Annotated in this window: 14 protein-coding genes; 4 read left to right on the top strand and 10 right to left on the bottom strand. The window is 51.5% G+C overall.

Annotated elements, in window-relative coordinates; translation table 11 throughout:
• Positions 1–31: 31 nt before the first annotated feature.
• Both QZF50_RS05315 and ygfT read right to left on the bottom strand, forming a co-directional pair.
• Positions 32–520 (bottom strand): 4Fe-4S dicluster domain-containing protein, encoded by a 489-nt coding sequence (locus QZF50_RS05315; RefSeq protein ID WP_000838428.1) that lies wholly within the window; start codon positions 518–520, stop codon positions 32–34.
• Entirely contained in the window at positions 520–2439 is a 1920-nt protein-coding gene (gene ygfT / locus QZF50_RS05320) for a formate-dependent uric acid utilization protein YgfT (RefSeq protein WP_290388832.1), read from the bottom strand. The genes QZF50_RS05315 and ygfT overlap by 1 nt, the downstream gene beginning before the upstream one ends.
• Before the next feature lie 435 nt (positions 2440–2874).
• Here ygfT and uacT point away from each other — a divergent pair, with 435 nt between their 5' ends.
• Positions 2875–4323, top strand: coding sequence for a urate/proton symporter UacT (gene uacT / locus QZF50_RS05325; RefSeq protein ID WP_001295374.1), 1449 nt, complete (start codon positions 2875–2877; stop codon positions 4321–4323).
• 1 nt (position 4324) lies between these two features.
• Positions 4325–4450, top strand: a complete 126-nt coding sequence (yqfG, locus tag QZF50_RS05330; protein ID WP_001050745.1) for a protein YqfG — start codon at positions 4325–4327, stop codon at positions 4448–4450.
• Here the strand turns inward: yqfG and QZF50_RS05335 are convergent.
• Positions 4447–4518 (bottom strand): protein YqfH, encoded by a 72-nt coding sequence (locus tag QZF50_RS05335; RefSeq protein ID WP_120795390.1) that lies wholly within the window; start codon positions 4516–4518, stop codon positions 4447–4449. The genes yqfG and QZF50_RS05335 overlap by 4 nt on opposite strands.
• A 54-nt stretch (positions 4519–4572) precedes the next feature.
• Between QZF50_RS05335 and idi the strand changes: the two genes are divergently transcribed.
• Positions 4573–5121: an isopentenyl-diphosphate Delta-isomerase gene (gene idi, locus QZF50_RS05340; protein ID WP_001192803.1), complete on the top strand. Its 549-nt coding sequence runs from the start codon at positions 4573–4575 to the stop codon at positions 5119–5121.
• 42 nt (positions 5122–5163) lie between these two features.
• Here the strand turns inward: idi and lysS are convergent, their stop codons facing one another.
• From lysS to xerD, 5 genes are all read right to left on the bottom strand, one after another.
• Positions 5164–6681 carry a lysine--tRNA ligase gene (gene lysS, locus QZF50_RS05345; protein WP_000003068.1) on the bottom strand — a complete coding sequence of 506 codons (1518 nt, stop codon included), beginning with the start codon at positions 6679–6681 and terminating at the stop codon, positions 5164–5166.
• Between the two features lie 9 nt (positions 6682–6690).
• Positions 6691–7789 (bottom strand): peptide chain release factor 2 gene (prfB, locus tag QZF50_RS05350; RefSeq protein WP_001701073.1). Its coding sequence is split into 2 segments (ribosomal slippage): positions 6691–7713 and positions 7715–7789, totalling 1098 coding nucleotides; the frame shifts between segments, so codons are not numbered across the junction.
• A gap of 90 nt (positions 7790–7879) precedes the next feature.
• Complete coding sequence (gene recJ / locus QZF50_RS05355; protein WP_000813210.1) at positions 7880–9613, bottom strand: single-stranded-DNA-specific exonuclease RecJ; 1734 nt, start codon at positions 9611–9613, stop codon at positions 7880–7882.
• 5 nt (positions 9614–9618) lie between these two features.
• On the bottom strand, positions 9619–10329 hold the full coding sequence (gene dsbC, locus QZF50_RS05360) for a bifunctional protein-disulfide isomerase/oxidoreductase DsbC (RefSeq protein ID WP_000715214.1): 711 nt from the start codon (positions 10327–10329) through the stop codon (positions 9619–9621).
• A gap of 24 nt (positions 10330–10353) precedes the next feature.
• Complete coding sequence (xerD, locus tag QZF50_RS05365) at positions 10354–11250, bottom strand: site-specific tyrosine recombinase XerD (protein WP_000806638.1); 897 nt, start codon at positions 11248–11250, stop codon at positions 10354–10356.
• Positions 11251–11361: 111 nt separating this feature from the next.
• On the opposite strand from xerD, the gene fldB reads away from it, so the two are divergent.
• Complete coding sequence (gene fldB, locus QZF50_RS05370) at positions 11362–11883, top strand: flavodoxin FldB (RefSeq protein WP_001055874.1); 522 nt, start codon at positions 11362–11364, stop codon at positions 11881–11883.
• A gap of 39 nt (positions 11884–11922) precedes the next feature.
• On the opposite strand, the gene QZF50_RS05375 is transcribed toward fldB, so the two are convergent.
• Together QZF50_RS05375 and sdhE are read right to left on the bottom strand one after the other, a co-directional pair.
• Complete coding sequence (locus QZF50_RS05375; RefSeq protein WP_000244772.1) at positions 11923–12330, bottom strand: protein YgfX; 408 nt, start codon at positions 12328–12330, stop codon at positions 11923–11925.
• Positions 12311–12577 (bottom strand): FAD assembly factor SdhE, encoded by a 267-nt coding sequence (sdhE, locus tag QZF50_RS05380; protein WP_000354046.1) that lies wholly within the window; start codon positions 12575–12577, stop codon positions 12311–12313. The genes QZF50_RS05375 and sdhE overlap by 20 nt, the downstream gene beginning before the upstream one ends.
• Positions 12578–12790 lie beyond the last annotated feature (213 nt).

The following is a 12790-nucleotide window of genomic DNA, read 5'->3' on the forward strand; positions in this document are numbered from 1 at the left end:
TTCTCCGCGCCTTTCAGCGCGGAGATTTCTTTCACAGAGGATTCTCACCGCTGGCAACAATACGCTGCTGGCGGACTCGCCTGAGTTCTCTTTCAGTAAGCAACTGCAGCGCCTGTGTTGGGCAAGATTCAACGCAGGCTGGCCCCTCTTCCCGCTGTTCACAGAGATCGCATTTCACGATTTGTTGCCGGGTATCCCCCGGCAAAGACTGAATGGTGATCATTCCAAACGGGCACGCACTGACGCAACTCTGACAGCCAATACAACGGGCAGAATTGGTCTGCACCACCTGCTCGCCCATCGTCAGCGCCCCCACGGGGCAAGCGCCAACACAAGGGGCGTTTTCACACTGATGGCACATCACCGGCGCACTGATGCTGTCCAGTCGCTGTACCTTCAGCCGGGGTAAAAAGACATCGGCATTCAACTCCTGTTCTGAAGGGTGAGCGACCACACAGGCTACTTCACAAGTACGGCAGCCAATACAGTCAGCCGGATTAACGATAATTAACGATTTCATCACGATGCCTTCGTATCAAACAGAGTTAACATATCGCGCGCCGCCTGCCTTCCTGCGGCCATTGCAGTGACAACCAGATCCGCGCCATGAACTGCATCACCACCAGCAAAGACTTTTTTCAGATGCGTCTGGGTAGGTAAATACCCGACGTCACCGGTTTGAATCAGGCCCCATTTATCGAGTTTAATTCCGCTGCCCTGCAACCACGGCATGGCATGCGCCTGGAAACCAAAGGCCATAATCAGAACATCGGCGGGCAATTCAAACTCTGAACCCGCTACCGGACGAGGACGACGGCGACCATCCGGCCCCGGCTCACCCATGGCGGTACGAATCAGGCCCACCGCAGTTAAACGCCCATCTTCGTCACAAGCGATATATTGCGGTTGAACATTGAACTGAAACTCGACACCTTCCTCGCGCGCATTAACCACCTCTTTGCGCGAGCCCGGCATACTGACTTCATCACGACGATACGCGCAGGTCACGCTGGCAGCATTGAGGCGAATGGAAGTCCGCAAACAATCCATTGTCGTATCGCCACCGCCCAATACCACGACTCGCTTACCTTCCACGTCCGTCAGCGGATACTCTTCAGACTCCGGCAATCCCATGAGCTGGCGGGTATGGGCAGTCAGGAACGGTAGAGCCTGAATGACACCGGGTGCATCTTCATGCGGCAGATCTGCTCGCATCATCCCGTAAGTCCCCACGCCGATGAAAACTGCATCATATTCAGAAGTTAAATCGCTAAAGGTAATATCGCGGCCAATTTCACAGTTAAGATGAAAGTCGATTCCCATTGCGGTGAATATCTCTCGCCGCTGGCTTAATACCGTTTTATCGAGTTTGAAATGAGGAATGCCAAAAGTCAGCATACCGCCAATTTCTGGATGGCGATCAAAGACATCAACCTGAACTCCCGCGCGCGCCAGAATATCAGCACACCCTAACCCTGCTGGCCCAGCGCCAATCACCGCCACTTTTTCGCTACGGGGAACAACTTTGCTGACCTCGGGACGACAGCCCATCGCCAGCGCGGTATCGGTGATGTAGCGTTCCAGATTACCGATAGAGACTGCGCCAGAGTGATCTTTCAAAGTACATGCGCCTTCACAAAGACGGTCCTGTGGGCATACCCTGCCGCAGATTTCTGGTAAGGAACTGGTCTGGTGGCAAAGTTCTGCCGCTTCAATAATCTTTCCTTCCTGTACCAGACGGATGTAATCCGGAATAGCGTTATGCAGCGGGCAATGCCAGTTGCAGTTAGCTTTTTCGGCACAATAAACACAGCGGTCACTCTCATAAGTCGCTTGTTGTGGATCCAGCCCGCAATATATTTCGCCAAAGTGGGTTTTCCGTTCACTCGCTGAAATTTTATCTGCGCCTTTACGCGAGTTAACGGGGAGCAACGCTGCACTGCGAGATGGCTGAGCGTCTGATGACGCTTTTCCTGCTGCCGTTTTGCGCTGGCGGGCCACCTTTATCTGCTGTAACCCTTTATCGTCCATCAGTCGTAACGCCTGTGTTGGGCAGACTTCAATACAGGCTTGCGTGCCGGAACTGCGCTGGTTACAAAGGTCGCATTTCTGCGCAATCGTATCGACCATCTCAACGACGCCAAAGGGGCAAGCGATTGCGCATCTTTTACAGCCAATACATTTTTGCTCGTCCAGTTGTACGCTATCGGACTGGAAAGTCAGAGCATTAACCGGACAAGCCGTAACGCAAGGGGCATTGTTGCAGTGATGGCAGGCCACCGGATTCGCAGCCTGGCCTTTCCCTACAACGTGGATACGCGGTCGAAAGTCACTGTGACTCAGCGGCCAGTTTTCTTGATTGTGTGCCACCGCACAGGCAATTTCACAAGCATGACAGCCTATACATTCCGCAGCTTCAGCAGCGATAAACTTATTCATTTGCATCCCTTTCATTTAATGAGTTATGTCTTCTCAAATTTCGCGATGCAATAAACGGGCATATATTAGGTAGCATGACCGTTTTAATTATAATTTTGCGACTGAGTTCAAATTATTGCCCCTCAATCTATGCCGCTTTCATTATTTCAACATTGCCGACCAAAAGAGCGCTATCCAGATAAAAACGATTAAATGCGAGAGTGCGACATGCCAGAATGATTAATGAAATATCAATATGAGAAAATTACAGATAATTGCATTGTCAGGTTCTCTTCTCATTTTCGTGGTTTAACCACGATTATGTGATTGCCTCCGCAATTCCTGTCTCTAACTCCCCTTCCTCGCAAAAACTGGCACTCCACGAGCATGTGTTTAGACAGTTTCATTAACGTAAACGGTTGCTTTTTACTCTGGCGGGCGAAAGGAGAAACACTGATGAGCGCCATAGATTCCCAACTTCCCTCATCTTCTGGGCAAGACCGCCCAACTGATGAGGTTGACCGCATATTATCACCAGGAAAGCTGATCATACTCGGTCTGCAACACGTCCTTGTCATGTACGCAGGTGCAGTCGCTGTTCCTCTTATGATTGGTGACCGACTGGGCCTCTCAAAAGAAGCTATTGCGATGCTCATTAGCTCGGATCTCTTTTGCTGCGGGATCGTCACATTATTGCAATGTATCGGTATCGGCCGCTTTATGGGGATCCGCCTGCCGGTGATTATGTCGGTGACCTTTGCTGCTGTAACACCAATGATAGCCATTGGGATGAACCCGGATATCGGCCTGCTGGGGATATTTGGTGCCACTATCGCCGCGGGTTTTATCACCACATTATTAGCACCACTTATCGGTCGCTTGATGCCTTTATTCCCGCCACTGGTTACCGGTGTGGTTATTACTTCTATCGGGCTTAGCATCATTCAGGTGGGTATTGACTGGGCCGCCGGAGGTAAAGGGAATCCGCAATATGGTAATCCCGTTTATTTAGGTATCTCCTTTGCTGTCTTAATTTTTATCTTGCTCATTACTCGCTATGCGAAAGGATTTATGTCCAACGTCGCCGTATTACTGGGGATTGTATTTGGCTTTTTACTTTCGTGGATGATGAATGAAGTCAATTTATCCGGGCTACATGATGCTTCATGGTTTGCGATTGTCACGCCGATGTCATTTGGTATGCCGATTTTCGATCCCGTTTCCATTCTGACCATGACTGCCGTGTTAATCATCGTGTTTATCGAGTCGATGGGGATGTTCCTGGCACTGGGTGAAATAGTCGGTCGTAAACTCTCTTCACACGATATTATTCGCGGGCTGCGTGTCGATGGCGTAGGGACAATGATAGGCGGAACGTTTAACAGCTTCCCCCACACGTCATTTTCACAAAACGTTGGCCTGGTTAGCGTGACGCGCGTTCATAGCCGCTGGGTGTGTATTTCTTCGGGAATTATATTAATCCTGTTTGGCATGGTGCCAAAAATGGCGGTGCTGGTCGCCTCCATTCCGCAATTTGTGCTGGGCGGTGCTGGGCTGGTGATGTTCGGCATGGTACTGGCGACAGGGATTCGAATTCTGTCGCGCTGTAACTACACCACCAACCGTTACAACCTCTATATTGTGGCGATCAGTCTCGGCGTTGGCATGACTCCGACGCTCTCTCACGATTTCTTTTCTAAGTTACCGGCCGTACTGCAACCGCTGCTACATAGCGGCATTATGCTCGCAACCCTTAGCGCCGTTGTGCTGAACGTCTTCTTTAATGGCTATCAGCATCATGCTGACCTGGTGAAGGAATCCGTCTCTGATAAAGATTTAAAAGTCAGGACAGTACGTATGTGGCTTCTGATGCGCAAGCTGAAGAAAAATGAGCATGGAGAATAATATGAATCTTTTAATGCGCGCTATATTCAGTCTGCTGTTGCTTTTTACTCTCTCTATTCCTGTCATTTCTGACTGTGTTGCAATGGCCATTGAAAGTCGCTTCAAATATATGATGCTACTTTTTTAAATGGTTTTTACCTGTCGGCATCCGCTCAAAACGGGCGGTTGTCGATAAACGCTCACTTGGTTAATCATTTCACTCTTCAATTATCTATAATGATGAGTGATCAGAATTACATGTGAGAAATTATGCAAACGGAACACGTCATTTTATTGAATGCACAGGGAGTTCCCACTGGTACGCTGGAAAAGTATGCCGCACACACGGCAGACACCCTCTTACATCTCGCGTTCTCCAGTTGGCTGTTTAATGCCAAGGGGCAATTATTAGTTACCCGCCGCGCACTGAGCAAAAAAGCGTGGCCTGGCGTGTGGACTAACTCGGTTTGTGGGCACCCACAACTGGGAGAAAGCAGCGAAGACGCGGTGATCCGCCGTTGCCGTTATGAGCTTGGCGTGGAAATTACGCCTCCTGAATCTATCTATCCTGACTTTCGCTACCGCGCCACCGATCCGAGTGGCATTGTGGAAAATGAAGTGTGTCCGGTATTTGCCGCACGCACCACCAGTGCGTTACAGATCAACGATGATGAAGTGATGGATTATCAATGGTGTGATTTAGCTGATGTATTACACGGTATTGATGCCACGCCGTGGGCGTTCAGTCCGTGGATGGTGATGCAGGCAGCCAATAGTGAAGCAAGAAAATTGTTGTCTACTTTCGCGCAGCACAATTAAAAAACCCCGACATTTGCCGGGGTTGTGAGCATAACGTAATGCTTATTTTACCGGACGCATCGCCGGGAACAGAATAACGTCGCGGATGGTATGGCTGTTGGTGAACAGCATTACCATACGGTCGATGCCAATCCCCAGACCTGCTGTCGGCGGTAAGCCATGTTCCAGTGCGGTAACGTAATCTTCATCGTAGAACATCGCTTCGTCGTCACCTGCGTCTTTCGCGGCAACCTGATCCAGGAAGCGTTGCGCCTGATCTTCCGCGTCATTCAGCTCGCTAAAGCCGTTACCGATTTCACGACCACCGATGAAGAACTCAAAGCGGTCTGTGATTTCCGGGTTAATGTCGTTACGACGCGCCAGCGGAGAAACTTCTGCCGGATATTCAGTAATGAAGGTCGGCTGAATCAGATGTGCTTCTGCCACTTCTTCGAAGATCTCGGTAACGATACGGCCCAGACCCCAGCTCTTCTCAACGTGGATACCGATAGATTCAGCAATCGCTTTCGCAGAGTCGAAGTTATCCAGATCCGCCATGTCGGTTTCCGGGCGATATTTCTTGATCGCTTCACGCATGGTCAGTTTTTCGAACGGTTTACCGAAGTCCAGCGTCACGTCGCCGTAGGTCACTTCCGTCTTACCGAGAATATCCTGTGCCAGAGTACGGAACAGCGATTCGGTCAGCTCGATCAGATCTTTGTAATCTGCGTAAGCCATGTAGAGTTCCATCATGGTGAACTCTGGGTTATGACGTACGGAGATACCTTCGTTACGGAAGTTACGGTTGATTTCGAATACACGCTCGAAGCCACCGACCACCAGACGCTTGAGGTACAGTTCCGGCGCGATACGCAGGTACATGTCGAGATCCAGCGCGTTATGGTGGGTGATAAACGGACGCGCAGCGGCACCGCCAGGGATCACCTGCATCATCGGCGTTTCAACTTCCATAAAGCCGCGGTTCACCATGAACTGGCGAATACCAGAGAGGATCTGCGAGCGTACTTTAAAGGTGTTACGGGATTCATCGTTAGAGATGAGATCCAGATAACGCTGACGATAGCGCGCTTCCTGATCCTGCAAGCCGTGGAATTTATCCGGCAGCGGACGCAGTGCTTTGGTCAGCAGACGCAGCTCGGTACAGTGGATAGACAGTTCGCCGGTTTTGGTTTTGAACAGTTTACCTTTCGCGCCGAGGATGTCGCCGAGGTCCCATTTTTTGAACTGCTCGTTGTAAACGCCTTCCGGCAGATCGTCACGGGCAACGTACAGCTGAATGCGGCCACCCACATCCTGCAGGGTAACGAAAGACGCTTTACCCATAATACGGCGGGTCATCATGCGGCCAGCAACGGCGACTTCGATGTTCAGCGCTTCCAGTTCTTCGTTCTCTTTACCGTCGAATTCTGCGTGCAATTGGTCAGAGGTATGATCGCGACGGAAATCGTTCGGGAAGGCAATCCCCTGCTCGCGCAGGTTCGCCAGCTTCTCACGACGCGTTTTCAGTTCATTGTTAAGATCGACTACCGCGTCAGCGCCCTGTGCGTGTTGTTCAGACATGTTGGTTCCTCATAACCCTGCTTTCAAACTTGCTTCGATAAATTGATCCAGGCTGCCGTCCAGCACGGCCTGCGTGTTGCGGGTTTCTACCCCGGTACGCAGATCTTTAATGCGGGAGTCATCAAGGACATAAGAACGAATCTGGCTGCCCCAGCCGATGTCGGATTTGTTATCTTCCATCGCCTGTTTCTCGGCATTTTTCTTCTGCATCTCCAGTTCATAAAGCTTCGCTTTCATCTGCTTCATGGCCTGGTCTTTGTTCTTGTGCTGGGAACGGTCGTTCTGGCATTGGGTCACGATCCCGGTTGGGATGTGGGTAATACGCACCGCAGATTCGGTACGGTTAACGTGCTGACCGCCCGCGCCGGACGCGCGATAAACGTCAATGCGCAGATCCGCCGGGTTGATTTCGATATCAATATCATCATCAACTTCCGGGTAAACAAACGCAGAGCTGAACGATGTGTGGCGACGACCGCCGGAGTCAAACGGGCTTTTACGCACCAGGCGGTGAACGCCAGTTTCTGTACGCAGCCAGCCGTAAGCGTAATCGCCGGAGATTTTGATCGTCACGGATTTAATACCCGCCACTTCACCTTCCGACTCTTCGATGATTTCAGTTTTGAAACCACGCGATTCTGCCCAGCGCAGATACATACGCTCAAGCATGCTCGCCCAGTCCTGTGCTTCCGTACCGCCAGACCCCGCCTGAATATCGAGGTAGCAGTCGGCGCTGTCATATTCGCCAGAGAACATACGGCGGAACTCAAGCTGCGCCAGTTTTTCTTCCAGGGCGTCGAGTTCAGCAACGGCTTCGTTAAAGGTTTCTTCGTCGTCAGCTTCTACAGCCAGTTCCAGCAGACCAGAAACATCTTCCAGCCCCTGTTTCATTTGGTCGAGGGTGTCGACAACGGCTTCGAGGGAGGAACGCTCTTTACCCAGCGCCTGTGCGCGTTCGGGTTCGTTCCAGACATCCGGCTGTTCCAGCTCGGCGTTTACTTCTTCCAGACGCTCTTTCTTGGCGTCGTAGTCAAAGATACCCCCTAAGAACGTCGGAGCGTTCCGTGAGGTCCTGAATGCGATTATTTACCGGATTAATTTCAAACATGGTCTGATTTCTTTTATTGAGCTAGTCAAAATGCGGTGATAAGAGCGGGATTGTACCCAATCCACGCTCTTTTTTATAGAGAAGATGACGCTAAATTGGCCAGATATTGTCGATGATAATTTGCAGGCTGCGGTTGCCGCGAAACTCGTTGATATCGAGCTTGTAAGCCAGTTGCACTTCGCGCACGCCGTTATCCGGCCAGAGGGCGGTATCGACATTAAAAGCAATACCATCCAGCAGCGGACCGCCGCCGACCGGTTCGACCATGACTTTCAAATGACGTTCGCCCACCAGCCGCTGTTGCAGCAGACGGAAATGACCATCAAACAGCGGCTCCGGGAACATCTGCCCCCACGGGCCAGCATCGCGCAGCAGCTGCGCCACTTCCATGGTCATTTCGGCCGGGCTTAACGGGCCGTCTGACACCACTTCGCCTTGCAATAGCGAAGGGTCCAGCCACTCGGTAACCAGCTCGCCAAACCGTTGTTGAAAGAGTTCGAATTTATCCTCTTCCAGCGACAAACCCGCCGCCATCGCATGACCGCCAAACTTCAGCATCATACCGGGGTAGAGTGTGTCTAATCGCTCCAGCGCATCACGCATATGCAGCCCCTGAATGGAGCGACCGGAACCTTTCAGCGTACCATCACCTGCTGGCGCAAAGGCGATAACCGGACGGTGAAAACGCTCTTTGATGCGCGAAGCCAGAATACCGACAACGCCCTGATGCCATTCGGGGTGATACATTGCCAGCCCGCCGGGTAGCGTGTCGCGACTTCGCTCCAGTTTCTCGCACAGGGTCAAGGCTTCAATCTGCATTCCTTGTTCGATCTCTTTTCGCGTCTGATTTAGCGCATCGAGTTCATTTGCCAGCACGCGCGCTTCGCCGATGTTGTCGCACAGCAACAGCGCCACACCGACGGACATATCGTCCAGTCGCCCGGCAGCATTGAGACGTGGCCCCAGCGCAAAACCTAAATCGCTGGCGGCGAGTTTTTGCGCATCGCGATTTGCCACTTCCAGCAGCGCTTTAATCCCCGGACGGCACTTTCCGGCACGGATGCGACTCATCCCCTGCCAGGTCAGAATGCGATTATTAGCGTCCAGCGGCACGACGTCCGCTACTGTCCCCAGCGCTACCAGATCCAGCAGTTCTGCCAGGTTAGGAATTGCGATGCCGCGCTCATCAAACCAGCCCTGATCGCGCAAAAAGGTGCGCAGCGCCAGCATCAGATAAAACGCCACACCCACGCCTGCCAGTGATTTCGACGGGAAATTACAGTCGCGCAAGTTAGGGTTAATGATCGCTTCCGCTGCGGGTAATGTTTCGCCCGGCAAATGGTGATCGGTAACAATAACCGGAATGCCCAACGAGCGAGCGTGTTCAACGCCCGCATGGGAGGAAATACCGTTATCCACCGTGACAATTAACTGCGCGCCACGGGCATGGGCCTGATCGACTACTTCCGGGCTTAAGCCGTAACCGTCTTCGAAACGGTTTGGTACCAGATAGTCGATATTGCTGCAACCAAGCGAGCGCATCGCCAGCACGCTTAGAGCCGTGCTGGTCGCGCCGTCGGCGTCAAAATCGCCGACCACAATAATCCGCGTTCCTTCGCGAAAAGCGTTGTAAAGGATCTCAACGGCCTTTTCGACGCCGCTCAGTTGCTGCCAGGGCAACATACCTTTAACACTGCGTTCCAGTTCTTGCGCACTGCGCACGCCCCGGCTGGCGTATAAACGGCGCAGCAAGGGAGGCAATTCAGCGGGCAAGTCTGCCGTTTCATCGACTTCACGGCGACGAAGTTGTATCTGTTGTTTCACGCGAATTATTTACCGCTGGTCATTTTTTGGTGTTCGTCGAGGAATTCTTTCATCTCTTTCGGCGGCTGGTAACCCGGAACAAGTGTGCCATTGCTCAGCACAACTGCCGGAGTACCGCTAACGCCAAGCTGGACGCCAAGTGCGTAATGGTCGGCAATATCCACGTCGCAGCTGGCTGGTGCGACGCTTTTACCTGCCATCACATCATCAAACGCTTTGTTTTTATCTTTCGCACACCAGATAGCTTTCATTTCTTTCTCTGCATCGCTGTCCAGCCCCTGGCGCGGGAAAGCAAGATAACGCACGGTGATCCCCAGCGCGTTATAGTCTGCCATTTGCTCATGCAGTTTGTGGCAGTAACCACAGGTAATATCAGTAAACACGGTGATGACGTGTTTTTCCTGCGGCGCTTTATAAACGATCATCTCTTTTTCAAGCGCATTCAACTGCTTTAACAGCATCTTATTGGTGACATTGACCGGAGCCGTGCCGCTAACGTCATACATTGGCCCCTGAATGATATGTTTACCATCATCGGTGATGTACAACACGCCGCTGTTAGTCAGAACTGTCTTCATGCCAGCTACGGGCGCGGGCTGAATATCGCTGCTTTTGATGCCCATTTTGGCTAACGTTTGTTGAATTGCCGCGTCATCAGCCTGAGCAAAACCTGAAAACGCCGCTAACAAAGTAAACAACATAAAACCTTTCTTCATAAATCTTCCCGTTCTTTTCAGACATCACGCCCGCGGGTGATGCTGTTGATGAAGTTGCCGCAGACGCTCGGTAGCGACATGCGTATAAATTTGCGTGGTGGAGAGGTCGCTGTGGCCCAGTAGCATCTGCACCACGCGTAAATCCGCACCATGATTTAATAAATGGGTGGCAAAAGCGTGACGCAATACATGCGGTGACAGCTTTTCGCTGTCGATACCCGCCAGCACAGCATAATGTTTAATGCGGTGCCAGAAGGTCTGTCGCGTCATCTGCTGCGCACGCTGGCTGGGAAACAACACGTCAATTGACACACCATTCAGCAGCCACGGACGCCCATGTTCCAGATAGGTTTCCAGCCAGTAAACCGCCTCTTCACCTAACGGTACCAGGCGCTCTTTGTTGCCTTTACCAATGACCCGCACTACGCCCTGACGCAGGCTGATATCACTCATTGTCAGTCCGACCAGTTCAGAGACACGCAGCCCGGTAGCATACAACACTTCAAGCATGGCTTTATCGCGTAGCTCCAGTGGCTGATCAATTAATGGTGCCTGTAATAAACGTTCGACCTGCGCTTCGCTTAAATCTTTTGGCAAACGCTGGGGCAATTTCGGTGAAGCGAGATGCGCACTGGGATCGTCTTCACGAAACTTTTCGCGATAAAGATACTGGAACAATCGGCGCACTGCACTCAGCAAACGCGCTGAGCTGGTGGCTTTATACCCGCCCTCCAGCCGTTCTGCCAGTAATGCCTGCAAATCGTCACTTTGCGCCGTCGCCAGCGTCAACCCGCGGTGATGCAACCACTCCACCATCATTGACAGATCGCGACGGTAAGCGTTCAACGTATTTTCAGCCAGATTTTTTTCCAGCCACAGAGCATCAAGAAACTGCTCGATGCGTGCCAGATCCTGTTTCACTTGCGCCCCTTATGGTCACTCATTTGATCCATTATGCCTTATTGTGCCGTGACTAAAGCGATTCTGATACACTAGCTGCAAAAGCCACAGCAGAATCGAGAAGCTTACGTTATGAATATGGGTCTTTTTTACGGTTCCAGCACCTGTTACACCGAAATGGCGGCAGAAAAAATCCGCGATATTATCGGCCCAGAACTGGTGACCTTACATAACCTCAAGGACGACTCCCCGAAATTAATGGAGCAGTACGATGTGCTCATTCTGGGTATCCCGACCTGGGATTTTGGTGAAATCCAGGAAGACTGGGAAGCCGTCTGGGATCAGCTCGACGACCTGAACCTTGAAGGTAAAATTGTTGCGCTGTATGGGCTTGGCGATCAACTGGGATACGGCGAGTGGTTCCTCGATGCGCTCGGTATGCTGCATGACAAACTCTCGACCAAAGGCGTGAAGTTCGTCGGCTACTGGCCAACGGAAGGATATGAATTTACCAGCCCGAAACCGGTGATTGCTGACGGGCAACTGTTCGTGGGTCTGGCGCTGGATGAAACTAACCAGTATGACCTTAGCGACGAGCGTATTCAGAGCTGGTGCGAGCAAATCCTCAACGAAATGGCAGAGCATTACGCCTGATCTCACTGACGGCTTAGCGCATATGCTTTGCCGTCATCTTTATCTTTGCGTCTCTTGTTGCAACAAAATCCGCCGTAAATCCCGCCATTCGGCTTCGTCCATGCTGTCGGCTGCCAGCCATAAATGTTGCCGTTTACCGCCATCAGAACGTAAACGCAGCATCATGCCGCTCTTAATCATCCACGGTGCTTTGACGATGCACCACTCCTGCCCTTGCCAACGCAAACGCCCGTCCATCAACAAGCGAATTTCCCCCTGGCGAGCATTAATACGCCGCTGGCTGCGAACGCAATCAAACACCACCAGCGAAAGTAACACCATCCATAACGGGGTGTAACTGAGTGGCCAGGGCATGAGTAAAATAACAGCGGCAACCAGCCCATGAATCAGCAAGGAAAGCCACTGTGCGCGCCAGGAGACGCGCAAATCAGATTGCCACAGGACCACGTTCCCGGTTCCGTGTCTGGATGAGTCGGACCATCATTTCCAGTTCTGCATCGGCCGGTTTACCGTGATTCATCAGCCAGTTAAACAGGTCCGGATCGTCACATTCCAGCAGACGAATAAAGATGCGTTTTTCGTCATCGCTTAAGCTGTCGTACTCATGTTCGAAAAACGGCATGATTGAAATATCGAGTTCGCGCATACCACGGCGGCATGCCCAATGAATGCGGGCTTTGTTGTTAATGTCCATCTTCTTCCTGTCTCACGAAAATCCAGTACCCGGCTATTGTAACGTGTTTTTCGCCTTCTTTTACGGGAATATCAGTAAACACCATCGCGATCGCGAAATTAATTCACAACAATTCAATGGCTTCATTTTTTTGGAAGTCGCCTCGCAGAAGGCACAGATCGCGTAGTGAAAGCACTTGCATTGCCTCATAGCTCTTTTACCATTAGTCATTAA

This window comes from uncultured Escherichia sp. (assembly GCF_948475835.1).
GTDB lineage: Bacteria > Pseudomonadota > Gammaproteobacteria > Enterobacterales > Enterobacteriaceae > ECMA0423.

Coding starts and splice junctions, on each gene's coding strand:
- ygfT (WP_290388832.1), bottom strand. CDS start 2,439: ATGAATAAGTTTATCGCTGCTGAAGCTGCGGAATGTATAGGCTGTCAT.
- lysS (WP_000003068.1), bottom strand. CDS start 6,681: ATGTCTGAACAACACGCACAGGGCGCTGACGCGGTAGTCGATCTTAAC.
- yqfG (WP_001050745.1), top strand. CDS start 4,325: ATGAATCTTTTAATGCGCGCTATATTCAGTCTGCTGTTGCTTTTTACT.
- idi (WP_001192803.1), top strand. CDS start 4,573: ATGCAAACGGAACACGTCATTTTATTGAATGCACAGGGAGTTCCCACT.
- uacT (WP_001295374.1), top strand. CDS start 2,875: ATGAGCGCCATAGATTCCCAACTTCCCTCATCTTCTGGGCAAGACCGC.
- dsbC (WP_000715214.1), bottom strand. CDS start 10,329: ATGAAGAAAGGTTTTATGTTGTTTACTTTGTTAGCGGCGTTTTCAGGT.
- QZF50_RS05315 (WP_000838428.1), bottom strand. CDS start 520: ATGAAATCGTTAATTATCGTTAATCCGGCTGACTGTATTGGCTGCCGT.
- sdhE (WP_000354046.1), bottom strand. CDS start 12,577: ATGGACATTAACAACAAAGCCCGCATTCATTGGGCATGCCGCCGTGGT.
- fldB (WP_001055874.1), top strand. CDS start 11,362: ATGAATATGGGTCTTTTTTACGGTTCCAGCACCTGTTACACCGAAATG.